The 21946-nt window shown below is 65.2% G+C and carries 14 protein-coding genes and 3 pseudogenes; 5 read left to right on the top strand and 12 right to left on the bottom strand.

All coding sequences use genetic code 11. The features are described 5' to 3' along the window. Positions 1-115 precede the first annotated feature (115 nt). The 6 genes from ASE59_RS06215 to ASE59_RS06185 form a co-directional block, all read right to left on the bottom strand. Positions 116-484, bottom strand: a complete 369-nt coding sequence (locus tag ASE59_RS06215; RefSeq protein WP_056453797.1) for a plasmid mobilization relaxosome protein MobC — start codon at positions 482-484, stop codon at positions 116-118. Positions 485-577: 93 nt separating this feature from the next. Next, a complete protein-coding gene (locus tag ASE59_RS06210) occupies positions 578-1858 on the bottom strand; it encodes a recombinase family protein (RefSeq protein WP_056453794.1) in 1281 nt (426 codons plus the stop codon). 302 nt (positions 1859-2160) lie between these two features. After that, a complete protein-coding gene (locus ASE59_RS06200; RefSeq protein ID WP_056453788.1) occupies positions 2161-5256 on the bottom strand; it encodes a TonB-dependent receptor in 3096 nt (1031 codons plus the stop codon). 1051 nt (positions 5257-6307) lie between these two features. Next, entirely contained in the window at positions 6308-7459 is a 1152-nt protein-coding gene (locus ASE59_RS06195; protein ID WP_056453785.1) for an ROK family transcriptional regulator, read from the bottom strand. Beyond that, complete coding sequence (locus tag ASE59_RS06190) at positions 7456-8622, bottom strand: hypothetical protein (RefSeq protein ID WP_156359901.1); 1167 nt, start codon at positions 8620-8622, stop codon at positions 7456-7458. Before ASE59_RS06190 ends, ASE59_RS06195 begins: the two co-directional genes overlap by 4 nt. Then, the gene (locus ASE59_RS06185) at positions 8619-9467 is read right to left on the bottom strand and encodes a DUF6528 family protein (protein ID WP_235515665.1); all 849 of its coding nucleotides are present in this window, start codon (positions 9465-9467) and stop codon (positions 8619-8621) included. Before ASE59_RS06185 ends, ASE59_RS06190 begins: the two co-directional genes overlap by 4 nt. 120 nt (positions 9468-9587) lie before the next feature. Between ASE59_RS06185 and ASE59_RS06180 the strand changes: the two genes are divergently transcribed. From ASE59_RS06180 to ASE59_RS19045, 3 genes and pseudogenes are all read left to right on the top strand, one after another. Beyond that, positions 9588-12155, top strand: a complete 2568-nt coding sequence (locus ASE59_RS06180; protein WP_162235272.1) for a TonB-dependent receptor — start codon at positions 9588-9590, stop codon at positions 12153-12155. Beyond that, entirely contained in the window at positions 12152-13033 is an 882-nt protein-coding gene (locus tag ASE59_RS06175) for a phosphodiester glycosidase family protein (RefSeq protein WP_056453773.1), read from the top strand. Before ASE59_RS06180 ends, ASE59_RS06175 begins: the two co-directional genes overlap by 4 nt. Before the next feature lie 188 nt (positions 13034-13221). Beyond that, positions 13222-13332: pseudogene (locus ASE59_RS19045) on the top strand (recombinase family protein); the annotation flags it as partial. Positions 13333-13348: 16 nt separating this feature from the next. On the opposite strand, the pseudogene ASE59_RS06170 reads toward ASE59_RS19045, so the two are convergent. Further along, positions 13349-14468: pseudogene (locus ASE59_RS06170) on the bottom strand (IS3 family transposase). Positions 14469-14841: 373 nt separating this feature from the next. Here ASE59_RS06170 and ASE59_RS06155 point away from each other — a divergent pair. Next, positions 14842-15788, top strand: a protein-coding gene (locus ASE59_RS06155; RefSeq protein ID WP_156359900.1) for an IS630 family transposase whose coding sequence is annotated in 2 segments (ribosomal slippage) — positions 14842-15178 and positions 15178-15788 — 948 coding nt in all. Because the reading frame shifts where the segments join, the coding sequence is not laid out codon by codon here. 12 nt (positions 15789-15800) lie between these two features. On the opposite strand, the gene ASE59_RS06150 is transcribed toward ASE59_RS06155, so the two are convergent. From ASE59_RS06150 to ASE59_RS06135, 5 genes and pseudogenes are all read right to left on the bottom strand, one after another. Continuing rightward, a complete protein-coding gene (locus ASE59_RS06150; RefSeq protein WP_056453761.1) occupies positions 15801-16007 on the bottom strand; it encodes a hypothetical protein in 207 nt (68 codons plus the stop codon). 214 nt (positions 16008-16221) lie between these two features. Further along, positions 16222-16305, bottom strand: a pseudogene (locus tag ASE59_RS19515) (IS5/IS1182 family transposase); the annotation flags it as partial. A 169-nt stretch (positions 16306-16474) separates the two neighbouring features. Beyond that, positions 16475-17197, bottom strand: a complete 723-nt coding sequence (phbB, locus tag ASE59_RS06145; RefSeq protein ID WP_056453758.1) for an acetoacetyl-CoA reductase — start codon at positions 17195-17197, stop codon at positions 16475-16477. A 30-nt stretch (positions 17198-17227) separates the two neighbouring features. Beyond that, entirely contained in the window at positions 17228-18235 is a 1008-nt protein-coding gene (hemH, locus tag ASE59_RS06140) for a ferrochelatase (RefSeq protein WP_056453754.1), read from the bottom strand. Positions 18236-18493: 258 nt separating this feature from the next. Further along, complete coding sequence (locus ASE59_RS06135; protein ID WP_056453751.1) at positions 18494-20722, bottom strand: xanthine dehydrogenase family protein molybdopterin-binding subunit; 2229 nt, start codon at positions 20720-20722, stop codon at positions 18494-18496. A 282-nt stretch (positions 20723-21004) separates the two neighbouring features. Here ASE59_RS06135 and lgt point away from each other — a divergent pair, with 282 nt between their 5' ends. Continuing rightward, a complete protein-coding gene (lgt, locus tag ASE59_RS06130; RefSeq protein ID WP_056453748.1) occupies positions 21005-21904 on the top strand; it encodes a prolipoprotein diacylglyceryl transferase in 900 nt (299 codons plus the stop codon). Positions 21905-21946 lie beyond the last annotated feature (42 nt).

The raw sequence follows: 21946 nt of genomic DNA, 5'->3' as shown, positions 1-21946 counted from the left end.
CTTATGCGCGAAAACCACGGTCGGTCTCTGGTTGCCGCTGGATGAAAGACCGGGGTCACGTCAAGATGTTGGCCTAACTGTTTCGCGCCGCTGCGTTGCGAACCCTTGAGGATCATCAATCCACCTCAAGGTTCAGGGCTTCGATCAGCAGGCGGCGGATTTCGCGGATTTCTGCCACTGCTTCCAGCAGCGCGGCTTCCGTATCCGGGGTGACGGGCAAGCTTCCCGTATTCGCCGACCGGGCAAGCTGGTTGAGGTTCGACGATAGGCGCGATTGGCCCAGAAGGCCGATGGCCTGCGCCAAGGCCTTCTGATCCTTGACGGGAGCTTTGCTCCGCCGACGCGGCGGCGGATTGCCCGGATCGAACAACCGCCACCGCATATATTCAGACACGGGCATGTCCGCCGCGTCCGTTTGGAGGCGGGCCTTCTCCTCAAATGTCAGCCGTAGCGAAACGAAGAGAGTGGAAGGCCGCTTTTCCATATCAGCCTCCTATTCGGGAGGCTCGCTTGGTCCGGGGGGATTTGCGCGGCTTGCTCGTGTCGTTGGCAATTGGATGGCGGATCGATCCGGCCTTCAAGATCGCATTCCAGCTTTCCAAAACCGGGAAAAGCTGGTTCGATAGTGCTCCGATTGTGGGCACCACTTCCGGTCAAAACCGCGAACTGCGGTTGCGCCGGTCATATCTCCCTTGGTCGCTGCCGCTTCAAGCACGGCCGTGCAGCCAGCGATGACGATCTCGTTGTCGTTGACCGAAACGTCGCCGACCAGCATCCGCACGTAGGAACGCCGCAGTTCCGCGTTCTCCCCAAGAATTTCGGCGCGGAGCATCGCACCAAATCGTTCGACTGCGGCTTCGTCTACGAGGCGGTTGCCCGTGCCTAGCTGGGTCTGCAGGCTGCGCTCGGTTTCGGTCAGTGCGGTGATCGAGGCGCGGACCTCAGCGAGCTTGTCGCCAAAGATCGGGTCGCGCGGGCTCATCAAACCTTCTACCAGTTCAAGGAGGCGACGCAGCCGCCCCTCGGCTGCGATCCGCTCGCGGCGTACACGATCGAGATCGTCCTTCCGGCGCTTTTCGGCGTCGTCCGACCGATCGAGAACTTCCGCCAGAAGCACCTTCAGTCGTTCGGGCTGCAGGACGCGACCAAGGAGTCCGTCGAGCACGATGTTGTCGAGCGCATCTTCGCAGATCGCCTTGCTCGGGCAACTTGCTGCTCCCGCCATCGCCTTGCGATTGCAGACATAATAGCGGTAGGCGCCGCCCTTGCCGGTGCGCAGCACCATGCCGGAGCCACACTCGGGATGACCGCACGTCGCGATACCGCCCAGCATAACGGGTGAATTCGTGATCCTCGGCGGTGTGACGGAGGGTGCTGCCCCGGCGCGAATGGCGGCAACGCGGGCGATCTGATCGGATGCGACGATCTGCGGGCATGTAACTACGATCGCCTCGGCTTCTGGTGGCTTGATGCCTTTCGTGTCTATCGTGCGATCGCGATAGAAACCACCGTAATGCTGCCGCGTGAGGATGCCGTCGACGTTGCTATGGTAGAACGGCTTGCCGCGGAGTGTGTAACCGTTAGCGCTCAGGTGCGCGGCAATCGCCCGCGTTCCCATGGGCCGACCGGTGAGTCCCACCTCGGCGAGATCATAGATGAGCCGGACAACTGCCGCATCGTTTTCTGCGGTGAAAAGCTTCTTGCGGCCCTTGCCGCCGTCAGTCACGATCACGCGCGATTCGTAACCGAAAGGAACGGGGCCGCCATTCCAATAGCCGTTGGCAGCGTTCCCGCGGCGGTCGCGGGCGGTAAAGATCGAAGCGTCGTTGGCGTATTTCTCGTTTACCAGACCGATCATGCCGCGCAGGCAACGGCTTCACGATGGTGAAATGTGATCCGAACGAGTTGGTCACGCCGCTCCAACAGAAGGCAATGAAAAGGATCCGGCGGCGGGAGGAAGTCGATATCCGGCTAAGGGAAGATATGGACAAGTTGCTCGCGTTGCAGCGCCCCCATGACGCTTCCGCGATGACGGTTCGAGCGCCGGTTTTCCGCTACCCGTCGTAACAAAGGGCAGGGAACAGCATAGGTTCTGTTGTGGCTTCAATGGCGAAAGGGGGCAGAGCAAGACTGCCCTACCCCCTCAACGCTTCCGATTGATCAGAAGTTTATGCCAGCCTGAATACGAGCCGATCGAGCGCTCTGATACTGGGTGACGTCACGGTATAGCGGCGATGCAACGCCCTCGCCATCGGTGCCATACTCGTTGAAGTTTAGTTTGGCGCGGAGGTTAAGGACGTTGAATACCGACAGCCGCACATATGCGTCCGCCGTCCCGACGGTCCCGTTGATCTGAACGTCCAGATCGTTCTGCACCAGCCAGTCGCTCTTGAACACCGAACCGCGCGGGATCAGCGCGGACGGGCGAGTGACGTCGCGGTTCGTATTGATCGAACCATCCGGGTTGACCTGGCAATAGGCCCCGGCAGCACCATAGTCACCGGCGAAGCGGTCGATCGATGCCGGCACGCGGCCGATACAGCCGAAGCTGCGCGGCGACGTGACCGTGGTATTTGCGCCAATCGTCATGAACGGCAGCACACGGTAGCTACCGAACAGCTTCAACACATGATCGCGGTTGTTCGGCGATCGACCGAACAGTCCGTTGGTCAAGCCCGGCTGGTCGAAGTCGGTGGTCAGGCCAGTATCGCTTTGCCCGTTGTCGGTCTTCACCCCGCCTTCATAGTTGCCGATCGTACGACCGAAGACATATGACCCTTCGAGGCTCCAGATGCCGTCGAAGTCGCGGCGTACTTCGAGCGTGACGGACTTGTGCGTACGCTCCGCGCGTGGATAGCCCAGTTGTTGGGCAGTAAAATCGACCGTGCGAAGCGTAGATTCTCCCGCGATCGGATCGGACAGGGTGATGCGTGCGCCCTGTCCCGGATTGGCCAGCACATATTGGTGGAAACCGCCCCAGATGTTGCCGCAGCCTGTCACCCCCTGCGCGGTGCAATAATCGCGCACGGCGGCGTCGATCGCGATGTCTTCCAGCACCTCGTTCAGCTTGGCCTGCGTGTAGAACGCACGGAAGCGCCACGACCCCAGCCGCTTTTCATAGCCGAGCTGATACTGGTCGACGGACTGGGGCTTCAGCCCTTGCGCAACCTGCGTCGACGCGTCCCGCGGGCTGCCGTCGGAGAAGATCGTGCACGAACGGGTACCCGTATCCGGGCAGAGCGCACCGGCGGAATACACGAGCGGGGCACCGGCGATGGGCACGTTGTTTGCACCCAGCCCACCGAACTGCGTGTAGCGATCGAAATAAAGCTCGCCACCGGTCAGGCGGATGTTCGTGTTCGATGCAACCGGGATGAACAACCGGCTGAAGCTGCCGAAGATCTTGTCCGTCTGCTCCCCGACCGGGTCGAAGATGAAGCCGAGGCGCGGTCCCCACTGATTGCCGGACTTGTAGAACGTCGTGCCTTCGGCATTGTCGTTGCTGAACCGGTCGTTGCGGATGCCGGGGTTCAGCACCAGTCGGCCTTCCATCAACGTCCAGCTATCCTGAAGGTAGAAGGCGTCGTTCAGCGAATTGAATCCGCCGATAATGTTGTACGTCCGGGTCCGCAGGTAATCGGTGCCGACGGCCTGACCGCGCGGATCGTTGGCGGCGGCGCGAATGATGCGATAGCCGACGCCACCACCGTCACCGACCGAACTTTGATAGGAAAATAGCTCTTCGCGGTCGTAACCGAACCGCAGGTGGTGCGACCCGAACGCATCGAAGCGGATCTCGGCGTCGGCGCGATACTGTTTGCGAACGTCTTCGGCTTCGAAACGGGCGCCGCCCGGAGTCGTCAGCCCGACGACGCGGGCAGGGTTGCGAGCATCGTTCACCGGCGGCAGCGACAAGCCTTGCGGGTTGAACGACTGGGTCAGACTGATATTCTCGTTGCGACCATAGAGCGCGGAAACGGTCAGCCAGTCGGTGAACACGCCGGTGTAGCGACCGACATAGTTCTTCCCGCCATATTCCGAGGTCAGGCTGCTCGAGAACGGACCGTCGATGTTACGGATGTAATCATAACGATTGGCGTCGCTTTGCGTATTTCCGTAGGTGAAGGAACGACTTCTACCCTTGGTGCTCCAGAAGGTACCTTCGAGACGGTGACCATCGGTGATGATCGCATCGACCTTAGCACCATAGAATGGCGACGTATCCCGGAAGAAGTTGCGCGATGTTCCGAGATAGGTGTCGCTATCATCGAAATACTGGCGGCCGGCGGTGACACTCGTGATGCTCCGCGACTGATACAGGCCATAGACGAACAGCCGGTCATGAATGATCGGGCCGCCAAGTTCGGCAATGAAATCGATCCGGTCGAAACGGCTGTTGCCGTTCACCGAGCCGCGCGTGTCCGGCGTAATCGAGCGGAAATCGTTCGGTTCCCAGTTGAAGCGGATCGCGCCGTGCAAATCGTTGGTGCCGGATTTGGTGGTGGCGTTGGTGAAGCCGCCGGTCGTTCGACCGAATTCGGCGGCATATCCGCCCGTCTTGACTTCGATGGTCTGGTAGAAGTCGAACGGAATGGCGACCGGCGCCAGATAGTTGCGGAAGTTGGTGACGTTCAGCCCGTTCACATAATAGGCGTTTTCGGAAACGGCACCGCCGGCCACCGAGGTCAATCCGCCGAACGCGCCCGAACCGGCGTTGGCACCCGGTGCCAAGCGCAATACGGCCTGAAGATCGCGAGCGACCGGAATACGCTGCGCAATGTCGGCCACGTCGACGACGAGACCCGTCGTCGTACGATCGAAGTCCGCCGAGGCTACGCGACGACCGCTGACGACGATGTCGACGTCTTGGTTATCGCCGGCGCGATCGAGAACGAAACGGTTGGTTGCGGAACCGATCGAGAGTTGGACGCGCGCTTCGCTGTAGGTGGTAAAGCCGGGTGCCTCGACGGTGAACTGGTAGCTGCCCGGCGGAAGTTCCGGAATGCTGAAGGTGCCCTCGCGCGTCGTCGTCGTATCACGCGTGAAGCCCTGTGCGTTGGAGCGGACGATTACGCGTGCTTCGGCAATTGGTTTTCCATCCGGGTCGACGACAGTACCGCTCGCCTCGACGTTGGAAAAACCCTGTGCAGCGGCGCCACTTACCGGAACGATAGCCCCCGCCCCAGTGAGCAGCCCAAGTGCAACAGACAGCAGGAAGGGTTTGCGGCGACGCCGCATTACAGCATTCATCATCATTGTATTGCCCCGTTTGTGTATTCACGGCCCTCTCAAGCCGCATTTACTGTATTACCGCAACAAAACACTTACGATTCACAGATCTGTATACGATCAATAGGCTGCTTTTTTTGCTCAGGTGTCAATACGTCTTTTTAGAAGAATGACCACACAGTGTCGTTTCCGTTGCAGATTGGTAACACTTTGTTGCCATCGAAACTTGGTTTGCAACGGCCAATGGCACGCCCGTGGCCCGAGCATCCCGATGGCAAATCGGCGAAAGCATGGGGCCATTTCAGCGATCGACCGGTAACGCCGAACCTGCGACGGCAAGTATGGTCGCGCTATTTGCGCTTCGTGCCTCGATCGGCGAAGACGTTGCGCGCAAATTCATCGCTACAACGGCCGGCCGCCGGATGTCGTCGAGGAAACATAAGTTGACGTACTTTTTTACTTCGAACTTTCGCGAACCGTAAGACTGCCATCACAGAACGAATTGCCGCTCGCGATCGAATATGAGCCATGCCATACCGGGTTATGCTGTCGTTACTCATCTTCTCGCTCCAAACCCCCGAACGATTGTTGGCGGACATCTACCTTCGCCTACCAGCCGGGGAAGAAGTTGGTGTGGCGGAACAACGCGCGGCGTGGCAGGTGCCGGAGATCGTCAAAGTCTGCCGAAACGCCGCGCAAACGAGCGATCCGGACCGGTTCATCACAGCGTTCGCGGATCGCAACGGACTGTCGAGTTACGGGCGGGTTTCGCTGTCGACCCAATGCCGCGCCCTCAAAAGACCTTGGACGAAACCACGGAGTTGATCCGCAGGTCCGTCCAGGAAATCCGCCGTGTCGTCATCCGGCTGGCCCAGCGGCGCATCCAGCCTTGTCACGTCATCGCATGGTCATGCTGGCGACGTGCCCATCAAGCCGCCGCTCAACGGGCACATGTCCGATCAAGAACGCAACTGTAATGCTATGAACCTTTGGCGGAAGCCTTGCGCCGGGGCTGTGGCGCGTGCCGCGAAGGTATAAATCTCTTCGCGGCAGTAATCGGCTGTGGTTGTCATGCCGACTATTGGAAGAACGCGGCCCGGGTCGGGAGCATTGCCGCACCGATCGCGGCGGCGTCGCTGCCGATCGTCGATGGCACCAGGCGCGGCATGGGGCGGTGGTGGTCCCGCCGCGCGGGGTTGGTGACGTGAACCCTCGCGATCATGCGTTCGGCGAGGTCCGGGGGAAGCCGGCCGCCCAGGACGATCATTGCGGGGTCGAGCGCGGCGAAGATGGCGGAGACGACGAGGTTCAGCGACGGCGTGCAGCGATCGAGCCACGCGTCCACCGCCGGCACGGTGAAATCGACATCGCGCAGCATCGTCCGCAGCCCGTCGAAGACCATGCCATGCTCGGCGAGGTGCCGCCGCAGATTCTCCAGGTTCGGCTGATACCATCCTTCCGGCAGGACCGATGCGAACTCACCGGCATTGCCGCTTGCGCCCCGCAAGGGGGCGCCCCGCGCTATGACCCCGCCCCCGAACCCCGCGGCAAAATACAGATAGGCGAAGTCCGGGCAGGTGCGCCCCGCTCCCAGCATCGCCTCGCCGACCGCGGCGACGTTGCCGTCATTATCGACCCAGACGGCGTCGCTCAGCGCTTCGGCCAGCAAGGTGTCGAGTGGGCGCAACGCCCACGAGTCGAGCGCGGCAGGCGGGTTGAGCCGCGCACCGTCGCCGATGAAATAGCCGGTGACGCCGACCCCGGTTCCCAGGCGACGCATAGGATCGAGCCCAGCCTGCGTGATCGCGCCATCGATCATGGCCGCGATCTGGCGCGCGCCAGCATCGAAGTCGTCGCGCTCGAGCGGGGCGGAGACGCTGGCGCGGACAGCTCCGGCAAGGTCCACTAGGGCGAGCGTCATCGCATCCGTCATGACCGAGACGCCCGCTGAAAAAGCCGCGTCGGGGTTCAACCGCAGCGGCGCACCCGGCTTGCCCCGCCCCGCGATCTCGCGCGCGCCCTCCATCACCAGCCCGCGTTCGATCAGTGGTTCGATCAGCCGGCCGACCGAATGCGGCGCGAGTCCGGTAACCCGCGCGAGCTCGGCCCGCGAGGCGGCCCCACGCCGCGACAGGAGGGAGAGCACCACCCGCTCGTTCGCGGTCGTCGTCCGTTGACCATCGGCACGCAGGAAGCGGGAGGAAAACGCACCGGCGTAACAATCGGTCATTCGACGTTTGCGCCGTGCGCGGGCGCATTTGTCAAGCGCGACGGCATCAACAGCCACGCCGCGACGAGGCATCCCGCCGCCGCCCCGCCGACAAGGATCGCCAGCGCGGCAGGCGTGAAGCTGCTCTGTCCGCCCAACACCGCAGTCATCCACAGTCCCGCGCCGCCCAACGCCAGCTTGCTGACCATCGTGTAGCGGGCATAGCCGCCCACTCCCGACGCCAGGCGCGGCAACAAGGCCCATCCGACTAGGTTCGTCGCGCCCAGCATCACGCCGAGCAGAAAGGGCAGCGTCGCACCCCCGACGGCCACCAGCAACGGCCCGACCAGCGCCGCTGCCGCGTACAGCCCCGCGAGCAGCCTCAGCCCCCGCCGCGCGTCCGGCATCCCGAACGGCAACAGCACGATGACCGTCCGGCCGGCGGTCAGCAGAATCAGTATCGTTCCGGCATCCGGGCTTTCCCGCGTCGGCGGCAGATGCATGGCGCCTTTTCCAATCGCCGCCAGAGCGATCATGCCGGCGACGCTGCCGGTGAGGAAGCGCCACGGCAGGCTAGGCGACGCGGCGACCTCCATCCCTCGCGGTGTCCCCGACAGACGGGTCAGCAGCGGCAGCAACGCCGCACCGCCCAGCAGCGCGGCGAGCGCCAGATCGCCAAGAAGCCAGGGGATCGTCGCGCGATCATTCAACCAATGCAGTCCCGCACCAACGATCATCGCCGCCGCGCCGGTGCCGAGCGTCCGTCCCCGCGACAAGCGGGTCGCAGCCGGCAGATCGGCGGCAAGACGCGACAGTAACGCATTGTGCGGGACGTCATACGCGGCATAGCCGAGCCGGAAGGCCAGCGTCGCCGCCAGCAGCGCGGCCCACCCGAACGGCGCGGCCGCGATGGTCAGGGGAAAGGCGAGCGCCGCGAGCAGGAGTCCGTCGGCGGCCAGGCGGGGCGTGCCACCGGGACGCCGATCCAGCCACGCCCCGACCATCAGGTCCGCACCGGCACTGGCGACCAGACCGACCAGGAACAGCCACCCGGCAAGCGCGGGATCGAGACCATAGAGGCTGACCAGCGCATAGATGGTGATGAGATCGCCAGCGGCCCACATCAGGCTCTTGGCCACATGCGCCGCATAATAGGCACCGTGCGCCACCTGCGGACTCATCATCGCCACCGCACCTTGTAGAGGTGGATGCCGTCAAGCGGGACGCGGCGCCGGTCACGGCCATCGGCCGCCATCACCGTGAAACCGCCGGCCCACCAGCTCTGCTCGGCCTGGACCCAAGCGATCCGATCGCCTGCCGCGCTCACCGACTTCACCCGCAGCGCAGGGTTGAGCGGCGCATAAAGCGTGAAACTGCCGTCATCGGGATCGAACCGCCATGCGCCGTCATCGGTGGTCACGTAATAGCGGCCATCGCCGCCCGGCGACAGGTCGTGCCCGTCGCGCCGCCCCGGCAGCGTCCAGCGCGCAGTCTCTCGCAGCCGCGCGGCGTCCCCGCGCCCGGTGAGGCGGAACGCCTGCACCAGATCGTGCGACAGCGCGAACAGCCGCTGTCGCCGGGCGTCCCACACTGCGCCATGCCCCGAGGGGAGCGGCAGCGTCTGGATCACCTGCTCGCTGCGTCGCCGGTCATAGAGCTCGAGGCGATCGCCGTCGGTGGCGATCGACAGCGCGATGGCGATGCGTCCGCCCGGCAGCAGGTCCGCCGAATGCGCCATCGGCACCCGCGCGCGGAAGGTCACGCGCCCGGTCGCACGATCGATCAGAACCGCCCCGCCGGTCGATGCCGTGACGAGGATTGCGCGACCGTCGTCCAAGGGCTTGCACTCGTCGATATGGGCCAGCATCTGCTCGCGATAGTCGGCCGGCAGATCCGTCGCGTCGCTCGCCGTCCAGCGCCATGTCTCCGCCGCGCCGCCCGCTCCGATTCGCAATTCGCGCACCTGATCGCCGCCGCAGGCATAAGCAAGTTGGTTCGCGGATCCGGCCGCACTTAGCAAAAAGGCCATCATTATCAACATCGTCCATCCCCAACCCGGCCGCACGACCGATCCGTGCTACGCCGTCATCTTCATGTCACCTATAGTGATTAAATGACGCTCACGTTGCTGATTCAAGGGGGTATGACGATGTTGCGATCCACCACGACCTGGCGGGCGATCCTGCTTTCCGCCGCAGTCATTCCGGCGTCCGCGCTTGCGCAGGAGGCGCCTGCACCGGCGTCGCCGGATACGGCGAACGACATCGTCGTCACCGGCTATGCGCGCCAGAACGCACAGGCGATCGCCGCCAAGCGTGACAACGACCGGATCGGCGAGTTCCTCGCCAGCGACGAGATCGGGCAGCAGCCCGACTACAACATTTCCGACAGCTTCCGCCGCCTGCCCGGCGTCACCACCGTCTTCGACGAGGACGAGGGCCGCTATGTCGGCATCCGCGGGATGAACCCGAACTTCACCGTCGGCACGCTGGACGGGGCGGTGCTGGCCACCGCCGAGCGGCAGAACCGCCAGCTCAACATGGAAGCGATCCCGACGACCGCCGTCGCCGGGCTGGAGGTCATCAAGTCGCGCACGCCCGATGTCGAGGGCAATGCGATCGGCGGGATCGTCAACCTGCTCAGCCGGTCCGCGTTCGATCGCGGCATCCGCACCTTCGTGGGCAACGCCTTCATCGGCACGTCGGACAGCCAGAGCGTGCCGGGCAAGGGATTCAACCGCCCCTCCGACGACGGCCTCAACTATCGCGCGGACGCGACCTTCGCGACCCGGTTCGGCGCCGACGAGAGCTGGGGGCTGGTGGTGACCGGCGCCTACAGTCGCAAGCGCCGCGATCAGGAGCGCCTCAACCCCACCGGCTATACGCTGGTCAACGGCGTCCCCGTCGCCAGCGGGATCATCTCCGCCGCCTATCCCAATACGGTCGACCGCTACGGCGGGACCGCGAAGCTCGAATGGCATCCGGACCCGCGCGTGCAGGCCGAGGTTTCGGCCACCTATTTCCAACAATCGGACAACGAGCTTCGTCACCAGCAGCAGCTGACGCGCGGCACGGTCGACACCGCCCGCACCACGAACGGGACCGCGCGGGTCAACACCGCGGGCGGCTTCCTGCGCTTCAACGACTTCCCGCTCGAAAAGCCGCTTTACGTCGCGCAGGGCAAGGTGAAGTGGACCGGCGACGATGGCCATCATGCGGCGGTGCGCGGCAGCTGGTCGCGCGCGATGTTCCTCGAAGCGTCAAACCAGCTGCAGTTCAACCTGCCGACCAGCGCCGCCAACGCCTATAGCCAGACGATGGCCGGCGGCGTGCCGATCGCGGTGCTCGACAATTCGGCGACCTTCACCAATCCCGCCAATTACACGTTCGCCTCCTACACGCCGTACCGCGACCGCTCGGTGGACATGGTGCGCGAGGGGCAGTTCGACTGGGGCTATCGCGATACCGCGCAGGATCGCGGCCTCGGGATCGGTGCCGGGCTGAAGTATCGCGCGGCGACGCGCGACTTCGACACGCGACAGGCGGTGTGGGGGCCGGCCACCGGCACCACGCCGACCGCCGCCACTTTCGTCCTGCCCGACCGCTGGTCGCCGCTCTACACCGGCGGGCAGAGCCGCCCGCAGCCGCTGCTCGATTTCGCGGCGTTCCAGCGCTATTTTACCGAGAACCCGACGCGTTTCACGTTGAACGCCGCGCAGACCGCGCTCAACGAGCGCCGGTCCGACTATATCGTCGGCGAGAAGGTGATGGGGAGCTATGTGCTGCTGCGTCACACCGGCGATCGCCACAGTCTCATCACCGGCATCCGCTACGAGGATACCGAGACGACGATCGACGGCTTCCGTGTCGCCGGCAACACGCTGATCCCGCTGCGCCGCGGCTCGGACTATGAAAGCTGGCTGCCCTCGGCGACGTTTAATTACGACCTGTCCGATCCGTTCAAGCTGCGGCTGGCCTATTACAAGGCGATCGGCCGGCCCAGCCCCAGCGACCTGGGCACCAACGAGACGCTGAACCAGACCACGCTGGTGCTGACGCGGGGCAATCCGGACCTGCGCCCGCGAGTGGCGCAGAACTTCGACGCGAGCCTCGAATATTACATGCCGGGCGATGCGGGGCTGATCTCGCTCGCGACCTTCTACAAGGACATTCGCGACGACATCTATTCGCGCGCGGCCGGCGGCACGGTGATCGACGGCACCACCTATCAGATGACCCAGCCGCAGAACCTCGCCGGATCGCGCGTTTTCGGCGTTGAGGGGGCGGTCGTCGTCAACAAGCTGCGCTTCCTGCCCGGCCCGCTCGCCGATTTCGGTGTTTCGTTGAACGCGACCTATCTCAACGGCAAGTCGCGCTTCCCCGATGGCGGCAGCTTCGACCGGCTGACCCAGCAGCCCGAGTTCCAGGGCAATGCCGCGCTCTTCTATCAGCGCGACTGGCTCCAGGCGCGGGCGAGCTATGCGCATATCGGGCGGCAATATACCTCGATCAGCCCGACGGCACCGCTCACCAACCGCTACGATCAGCCGTTCGACCAGCTCGATCTGCAGACGCGCCTGACCTTCGGGACGATCCAGGTCATGGGCGAGGTCCGCAACGCCACCAACGCGCACCGCGAGAATTTCGACGGCTACGGCACGCGCGACCAGAATTTCTTCGGTCGCCAGTTCTGGCTCGGCGCGGCGGTGAAGCTGTGAGCGTCCGCCTCGCCCTGCTCACGGTTGCGGCGGCGTGGCAGGCTCCTGCCACCCCGTCCGCCGACAAACCGCTGTTCGACGGCGTTACCTATCGGCAGGAACGGCGCGTAGCTGCCGCCAACGAACCGATGGCGATCCATATCGTCACCCTCGACCTGACGCGTCCAGGCGTCGGGTTGGGCGTAACGCCTCCTGACCGATCGCGGGGCATGGAATATGTCGCGCATAGCGTGCGCCGCCACCTGATCGCCAATCACGCCCAGGTCGCGGTCAATGCCAGTTACTTCCTGCCCTTCTTCGGCGGGTCGCCCCAGAGCGACGATTACTACCCGCACGAAGGCGAGCCGGCGTCGGTGTCGGGGGCGGCCATCGGGGGCGGACACGTCGCCTCGGCGATCGAGATCGACCAGGACCTGCGGGTTTCGGCGATCCTGTGCCTGGGCCGTCATATCGATATCCGTGCCGGGCAGCACTGCCCGGCGGGCACCCGCGACGCCATTGCCGCCGGCCCGCACCTGTTGCAGGGTGGGCGCGTCGTGCCCCTCCATCGCGCGCTCGCGGCCGAAGGCGGGAAAGGTCCCCGTACCGCCATCGGCCTGTCGGTGGATCGACGACGGGCGTGGATCGTGGTCGTCGACGGTCGGCAGAAGGGGTACAGCATGGGTGCCGACAATGCCGCGCTGCTCGCGCTGTTCCGCCAACTGGGTGCCAGCGATGCGATGAGCTTCGACGGCGGGGGTTCGTCCACCCTAGCGATAGCGGAAGGCACGGGAGCTGTCGTTCTCAACCGCCCGATCCATACCGGCATAGCCGGTCGCGAGCGACCGGTCGCCAACGCGCTGCTGGTGTTCGCTCGGCCGGTACCTGCACGCGAGTAGCGGCGAGCGCTTTGGCCAAGGTGGCCGATAGACAGTAGTTGGGTGCGGTCCCATCCCGAACGGCGATCGAGAAGGCCGACATTTTCTCGATTGCGTCTGAACCGAGAAGCTCGGCGGTCGTCCATATGAAGAGCAATCCACGGCAAAGATCGTGCATCGGTGCCGTAGGACGGCAAGGACGAACGATGATGCTGATCGGATATGCCCGTGTCTCCACTACGGACCAGGACCTGACCTTGCAGACCGAGGCGTTGACGAAAGCTGGCTGCGAGAGGCTGTTCACCGACAAGGCCAGCGGTGACGTGCTCCCCATTTTCAGGCCGCCGATAAGTTAGCTTCGGTGTCCTCATGCCCGTGGCGAGGGCGGTTGGTGAAGTCGGCGGGTGCCATGCCGCCGAGGCTGCTGTGCGGACGCACGGTGTTGTAGTCCGTGCGCCATGCCTCAATGATCCGTCTCGCCGCAGCCAGCGAGGGGAACAGGTGCTCGTTCAGACATTCGTCGCGCAAGCGACCATTGAACGATTCTACGAAGCCGTTCTGCTGCGGCTTGCCGGGCGCAATGTAATGCCACTCGACGCCGGTGTCCTGGCACCAGGCGAGCACGGCATGACTGGTCAGTTCGGTGCCGTTGTCGCTGACCACCATGCACGGCAGCCCGCGACGGTCGGCGATGGCGGTGAGTTCGCGGACGACACGCCGGCCTGACAACGAAGTGTCGACGATGCATGCCAGGCATTCCCGGCTGTAGTCGTCGATGACGTTGAGCACGCGGAACCGCCGGCCGCAGGCCAACGCATCCGATACGAAGTCGAGCGACCAGCGCTGATTGGGTTCCTGCGGGATCGCCATCGGCGCTCGCGTGCCCAACGCCCGTTTCCGGCCGCCACGCTTGCGCACCGTCAGCCGCTCCTCGCGATACAGCCGGTACACTTCTTCAGGTTCATGCCCTTGCCTTCGCGCCTGAGCAGGATCGCAAGCCGGCGATAACCGAACCGGCGACGCTCGTTGGCGAGCTCGCGCATCCGCTCGCGGACAGCATCATCCTTTCCGCGAAGCGGCTCATATTGCCACGCCGACCGGTTGACCCCGACCAGCCTGCAGGCGCGACGCTCGGAAAAGCCGTGGTCGGTCATCAGCTTCTCCACCGCAGCGTAGCGATCCACAGACCGGGTCAGTTTTTTCCCAGCAGACCCTTCAGCGCCGACACGTCCAGCATCGATTCCGCCAGCAGCTTCTTCAGCCGCCGGTTCTCGTCCTCCAGCGTTCGTAACCTCGCCGCTTCCGACACGGTCATTCCGCCGTACTTCGACTTCCAATTGTAGAACGTCGCATCGCTGGTGCCGTGCTTCCGGCACAACTCGGCGGTCTTCACGCCAGCCTCGTGCTCACGCAGCACGCCTATGATCTGATCCTCAGTAAAACGGCCTCGCCGCATCGCTCGTCTCCATCTAACGAGCTAACTTATCAATGGCATGATTTCCGGGGAGCACGTCACCGCATGCCACGGCGTTGCGCCCAACCGTCATTCCGGACCGCCACCGCAGACCGGAGCGACGGGAACGCCCGCCGATAGATCGGCAATCACCATCCGTCTCCGAAGCGCTCTGACAACGCCAAGCTATCGTGGAAGTGATGGGTACGGCCGGTACCCGCCGACCGAGGATCAATCAGTGGGAACGGCGGGCGGCGGACTGGGGCGCTATCGCCCGCATGGCTAGAGCGGTTTCCGGCCCTTTTGAATCGTTGAGGATTCACACGGGCGCGGTTTTCTGATTCAGGCTTTTGGCCGGGTCAGGAGGCCGGCAACGATGCCGCGAGTGCTGTCACAGGATCTTCGGGAGCGAGTGATCGCCGCGATTGATGGCGGGATGTCATGCCGTGCTGCGGTAGCACGGTTCGGTGTCAGCGCGGCAAGCGCGATCCGCTGGCGGCAACTGGTCGTTCAGCACGGCACGCCGGCAGCCAAGCCGCAGGGCGGCGACCGTCGTGCGGCCAGGATCGACGCGCACGCCGCCTTTATCCTCGCCGCGATCAAGGCGAAGGACGACATCACGCTGGTCGAGTTGCAGGTGCTGCTCGCCGAGCGCGGCACGCCGGTCGGGATCGGGACGCTGTGGCGGTTCTTCGACCGGCATCGGATCACGCGCAAAAAAAGACCGCGCACGCCACCGAGCAGGACCGTCCCGACGTCCTGAAGCGCCGGGAAGAATGGTTCGATGGGCAGCTCGATCTCGATCCCGAACGCCTGGTCTTCATCGACGAGACGTGGGCGTCGACCAACATGGCGCGTCGCCACGGTCGTTGTCGGCGCGGCGAGCGGCTGCGCTCGAGCGTACCCCACGGACACTGGAAGACCACCACCCTCATCGCCGGTCTGCGCCGCACCGGCATGGTGGCGCCGATGGTGCTCGACGGCCCGATCAACCGTGATGCGTTCGTTGCCTATGTTCGCCAGATACTGGTGCCCGGCCTCTCACCCGGCGACATCGTCATCATGGACAACCTGTCGAGCCACAAGGCACCCGCCGCGCGCAACGCCATCGAAGCGGCCGGCGCCAGGCTACTCTTCCTTCCGCCCTACAGCCCCGACTTCAACCCGATCGAGCAGGCATTCTCCAAGCTCAAAGCACACCTGCGAAAGGCCGCCGAACGCACTATCCACGGCCTGTGGGACGCCATCGGCCGCATTCTCGACCTATACTCGCCACAGGAGTGCGCCAACTACTTCGCCAACGCCGGATACGATGCAGACTGATCGGAAACCGCCCTAGTCGTCGGTCTTCTCCTGGTCGTGGGTGTCTTCGTCGCCGGCGTCCGGTTCGAGGTCCGGGTCGCCGTCCATTTCGTCGAGGCGATCGATCATGCGCCCCACCAGCCGGTTCAGCGCCGGGCGGGGGAACTGCGGGATAGCGGCCAGCATCGCGTCCATGGGCAGCACAGCCGCCCGCCCCGGACAGATCAGGATCGAAGTCATCGGTCGCGACGCCCGTGACTGCGGTGATCGTGAAGCCTGCCCCGAACTGCAAGGGGTCGGACGCACCGGCGCACATCGTCGTGGCTCACGCCCATGGCGTAGGCGATGTAGCGCGACGACTGGCCAATGCGGGCGCGGCGTCGGGCCTCTGCGAGCGCGCTGGGATACATAGGCGTCATGCCGCCAACTCTAGCGCTATCAAGGTTCGTACGGCGACAATCAGCAGCCTCGTACCGGTGTCGACGGCGATGTGGCGCTTGCGGCCGACGACCTTCCCGGCATCGAACCCGCCCGACCTGTATCTTCCCGGCCGAACCCACGTCCGGCGCAAATCCGCTGCGCTCAGACGATGTCCGTCCGCAGTGCACATTCTCCTTCGACACGACACCCGCACACAAAAAAGCGCCCCGGTGGTTGACCGGGGCGCTTCGTCATTATCGAACCGGCGGGCCCCCGCCGGATCGCGATCAATACATGTGCTGGCCGCCGTTGATGCTCAGCGTCGAGCCGGTCACGAACCCGCCCTCTTCCGAACACAGGAAGGCGACGCCGCGCGCAATCTCGCTCGCCTGACCCAGACGTCCGACCGGGATTTTTGCCACGATCTTTTCGAGCACGTCCGCCGGGACCGCCGCGACCATGTCGGTGTCGATATAGCCCGGCGCGATCGCGTTGACGGTCACGCCGAACCGCGCGCCTTCCTGTGCCAGCGCCTTGGTGAAGCCGTGGATGCCCGACTTGGCGGCGGCATAGTTGACCTGGCCGTACTGGCCCGCCTGTCCGTTGATCGACCCGATATTGACGATGCGGCCCCATTTGCGGTCGCGCATGCCGGGGAAGGTCGCCTTGGCAAGGTTGAAGCAGCCGCCGAGGTTGGTGCGGATGACGTCGTCCCACATGTCGTAGGTCATCTTCAGCAACGTGCCGTCGCGGGTGATGCCGGCATTGTTGACGACGATGTCGACCGGACCGATCGCTTCCTCGACCTGCTTGACGCCGGCCTGGGTCGCTTCGAAATCGCCCACGTCCCATTTGAACGCGGCGATGCCGGTGCGTTCGGTGAACGCCTTCGCCTTTTCGTCATTGCCGGCATAGTTGGCGGCAACGGTCACGCCCATGTCCTTGAGCGCGAGGCTGATCGCCTCGCCGATACCGCGCGTTCCGCCGGTGACGATCGCTACCCGTGCCATGCATTCTCTCCTGGTCAATTTCCGTTACTGCTAGGCGGGGTCGATCCAGCCCGCAAGTTCGCGCGCGATAATGTTGCGCAACATTTTATTGCCTGTCGGCTCGGCGTTCAGGCAAGGAAGATAGGCGAAATCGGTACCGCCCGCTTCTTCGAAGCTTTCCTTGCCGCGGATGGCCAGTTCCTCTAGCGTCTCCAGACAGTCCGCCGAGAATCCGGGCGCGAAGATCGCGACGCGGTGCTTGCCCGCCTTCGCCAGTTCGATCAGCGTTTCATCGGTGGCGGGACCGAGCCATTTGGCTGGGCCGAAGCGCGACTGGAAGGCGACGGTCAGCGGCCGGCCAAGCGCCTCCGCCACCAGCCGCGCGGTCTTCTGGCAATGGCAGTGATAGGGGTCGCCGAGTTCGAGCGTGCGCCGGGGCATGCCGTGAAAGCTGGCGACGATCGCATCGGGTTCGAAGGCCAGCTTCGCCAGATCCTCGCGCAGTGTCGTCACCAAGGCGTCGATATAGAGCGGGTCGTCATAATAGGGTGGCAGGGTCCGGATCGCTGGCTGCCAGCGCAGTTTGGCAAGATGCGCGAATGCCTTGTCATTGGCGGTTGCGGTCGTTGCTGCGCAATATTGCGGGTAGAGCGGCGCGAGCAGGATGCGCTCGCACCCCTGTTGCCGCAGCGTTTCGATCCGGCTGGCGATCGACGGATTGCCGTAGCGCATCGCCCAGTCGATCACGACCCCGTCCCCAAACTGGCCCTGCATCGCCTCCGACTGCGCACGGGTGATCGCGGCGAGCGGGGAGCCCCGGTCGCTCCATACCTGCTGATAGGCATGGGCGGATTTCTTTGGCCGGGTGTTGAGGATGATGCCGCGCAGGATCGGCTGCCACGCGATCGGCGGGATTTCGACCACGCGGCGGTCGGACAGGAATTCGGCGAGATAGCGTTTCACCGATCGCGGCGAGGGATCGTCGGGCGTGCCGAGGTTCATCAGCAACACGCCGACTCGGCGCTTCGGGATGGCGGGGTGATTCGGCGGCAGGTCCATGGCGCGGTGTAACGCGCGAGCTTCGGCTTTGGTGCAAGGGGATTTGGTCCATGCGAAGGTGCCGGGACGAAGAAGGTTTGTTATCGCGCAGAGGCGCAAAGGGCGCAGAGGGGTTGCGTTATTGGCCGGCGTTTCGCGACCGGGAGACCGCTTCGGCCGCTGCAACCGAATACAGAAGGCGCTGATGCGCGAAGCATTTCCAAGCGCACCTCATTCACTGCGTCCTTTGCGCCTCTGCGCGAAAACACTCTTCTTCCTTCACCCGAGCAGCGGCAGCGTGCGATAGCGCCGCCCCGTCGCGGCGTACAGCGCGTTGGCGATGGCGGGGGCGACGACCGGCACCGCCAATTCGCTGACCCCGCCCGGATCGGCATCCGATTCGATCAGTTCGATCATGATCTCGGGACTGTCGGCCAGCCGTGGCAGGTTCAGTCCCCCGAACCCCCGCACGCCGGGCAGGTTCGCATCGAACCCGGTCGCGGCCCCGATCGCCTGCGCCATGCCGAAGATCAGCCCGCCCTCGATCTGTTGCCGCACCAGATCGGGGTTGATGATCCGTCCGCAATCGACCGCGACGACCAGCCGATCGACCTTCACCCGCCCCCCGTCGAGATGCGCCTCCGCCAGGCAGGCGATCGCCGATCCGCGCATCCGGTGACAGGCGATGCCCTGCGCGCTGCCCGGCACCCCGCCCTGCCAGCCGCCCATCGTCGCGACCGTCGACAGGCAGCGGGCGAGCGCGACGTCGCCGCCCAGCATGGCGATGCGGAACGAATGCGCCTCCATCCCGGCAAACCCGGCCAGTTCGTCGAGGAAACATTCGGTGAAGAACGCGGTATAGCTATGCGCCCCCGACCGCCACCAGCCGGCGGGCAGGCCCAAGTCGGCGGTATGGTGATCGACCGCGACGTTCGGCACGCCATAAGCGGGCACTGCGCCCTCGGTCGCCAGCGCATCGCCCCGGTCGCCGGGCAGCGCCATCGCCAGCGATGCCGCCACGTCGCCGCCCAGCAGCAGCCGCGCGAGATCGCGCCCCGTGCGCGGCGCGGCGATCTGCGCCCGCCAGCCCAAAATGCTGCCACCCCGCCCCAGCCGCGCCGTCATCCGCGCGGCGGCGGGCGTGCGATAACGATCGGCAAGGCAATCCTCGCCCCGCGACCAGGTCAGTTGCACCGGACGCTCCAGCCGCCGCGCCAGCACCGCCACCTGTTCGGCGACACGGTGGTCGAGGTTCGCGCCGAACGATCCCCCGGCGATGGTCGGGTGCAGGACCACCCGATCCTCGCCGATGCCGATCGCGTGGGCGGCGGCGGCGCGGGCCAGCGTCGGCGCCTGCGTGGGCATCCACAGCGTCAGCGTGCCATCATTCCATTCGGCGGTGGCGCTGGTCGGTTCGATCGCGGCATGGAGCGCGGCGCGGACCCGGTACGTCGCGGTCTGGGTCCGCCCGCCGGCAAACGCCGCGTCGATATCACCCGCGTCATGGACCCGCGCCCCCTCCCCCGCCAATGCGGCGTCTAGTGCGGAGGCGATCGAGCGGTCGTCCACCAGCCCATGGGTTTCGAAGCGCGGCGCCATCGCATCGACCGCGCGATTGGCCGTCCACCATGTCGTCGCCGCCGCCGCGACCCAGCGTTCGGTCTCGATCACGCTGACCACGCCCGGCACGCTGGCCGCCGCGCTCTTGTCGATGCTCAACAGCTTCGCATCACCGATCGGTCCCTGCCGGATCGAGGCAAAGACCATGCCGGGCTTGCGCACGTCACCGGCAAAGGTCGCGCTACCATCGACCTTGGCGGGTGCGTCGAGCCGGGGGGCGGGCGTGCCGATCAACCGCTTGTCGTCGCCGGTACGCAAGGGAAGCTCGCCGCCGGGCAGGCTCTCGCGCACCGCGCGTTCGGCCAGCACCCCGAAGCGTTCGCGCCGGTCGCCCATCACCACGAAGCCGTCGGCCGTGCCGCAACTGCGCCAGTCGCCGCCCCAGCCGCGCGCCGCCGCCTTGCACAGCAACACCCGCGCCGCCGCGCCCGCTTCGCGCAACGGCACCTCGAACCGGCGGACCGACGTCGACCCGGCGGTCAGCATCAGCGCGGTCCGCTCGGCATGGGTCGCGCGCGTCGCTTGCGGAAGCAGCGCCAGCGCATCACCGAACAGGATGCCCGCCGCCAGCGGATTGGCGTAAAGCGGATTGATCGGTGCCGCCTCCACCGCAACGGTGCGCCAGTCTGCGCCCAGTTCGTCGGCGACGATCTGCGGCAGGGCGGTATAGACGCCCTGCCCGTGCTCGGTCTGCGGCACCGCGACGGTGACCTGCCCGTCGCTCCCGATCTTCAGATACGCGCCGAACACGCTCTCGCCCTCGGCAGCGGCGAGATTGACGCCGTAGCGGCGCGGCCACAGGCCCCATGCGACGATCAGTCCGACGCCCGCCCCGCCGCCGATCAGCAGGTTGCGGCGGGTGATGCGGGGCGTGGAAGGTCCGGGCATCGGAGTGCCCTAGCAAATCCTCCCCGGCACGGGGAGGGGGACGTAGCGGCGATCAGCGACTTGCCGGGGGCAAGTCGCAGCCGCGAAGTCGGCTCGCAGGGCGAGCCGTGGGCGCAGCATGGCGGAAGGGGGTTGGCCACCAACGCTGCCGTCCCGTTTGCCGACACCCCCCTCCACCACCGCTTCGCGGCGGTCCCCCTCCCCGTGCCGGGGAGGATCTACTGTTCCATCCCGCGCGCTTCCCCGATATTACCCGCCGCCACACAGCCGGAGCGTTTCCCCTTGATCCTATCCACCCTCGCCACCGCCGCCGGCAATATCGGCATGGCCGCGGGCCATATCCGCTACAGCGACCTCGGGCTGGACCCGGTCGCGCTGAACCTCGGCTTCTTCCAGCTCAAATGGTACTCGCTGGCCTATATCGCCGGCATCCTGATCGGCTGGTGGTATCTGCTGAAGCTGCTCGACCAGCCGGGCGCACCGATGGCGCGGCGCCATGCCGACGACTTCGTCTTCTATGCGACGCTCGGCATCATCCTCGGCGGGCGGATCGGCTACGTCCTGTTCTACGCTCCCGAAATGATCCTCGATCCGATCAAGATATTGCGGCTGTGGGACGGCGGCATGTCGTTCCATGGCGGGGTGATCGGCACCGCGATCGGTATCATCCTGCTGTCGCGCAAGCATGGCCTCAACTGGCTGCGCGTCCACGATTATGTCGCCTGCTGCGCGCCGTTCGGCCTGTTCTTCGGCCGGCTCGCCAATTTCGTGAACGGGGAGTTGTGGGGGCGGCCGAGTGACGTGCCTTGGGCAATTGTCTTCCCGCGTACCGTCGCCGGTGGTCTCGACCCCGCGCGCCATCCCAGCCAGCTCTACGAAGCCGGCTTCGAAGGGCTGCTGCTCGGCATCGTCCTGTGGTTCCTGTTCTGGAAGACCGACGCACGCTACCAGCCGGGCAAGCTGGTGGGGGCGTTCCTGCTCGGCTACGGCCTGTCGCGCTTCGTCGTCGAATTCTGGCGCGAACCCGATGCGCAGCTGGTCGAATTCGCACAGGCGACGGGTTTGCATATGGGCCAGTGGCTGACGCTGCCGATGATCGCCGGCGGCATCTACCTGATCGCGACCGCGAAGAAGCGCCGCGTGCGGGTGGAACCGATCGCCGGATCGGAGAGCGTGGCGTGAAACTCCTAAAATTCCTCCCCACCCCGTGGGGAGGGGGACCAG

This window comes from Sphingomonas sp. Leaf10 (assembly GCF_001421245.1).
Taxonomy (GTDB): domain Bacteria; phylum Pseudomonadota; class Alphaproteobacteria; order Sphingomonadales; family Sphingomonadaceae; genus Sphingomonas.
This window is presented reverse-complemented; position numbering and strand designations above follow the sequence as displayed.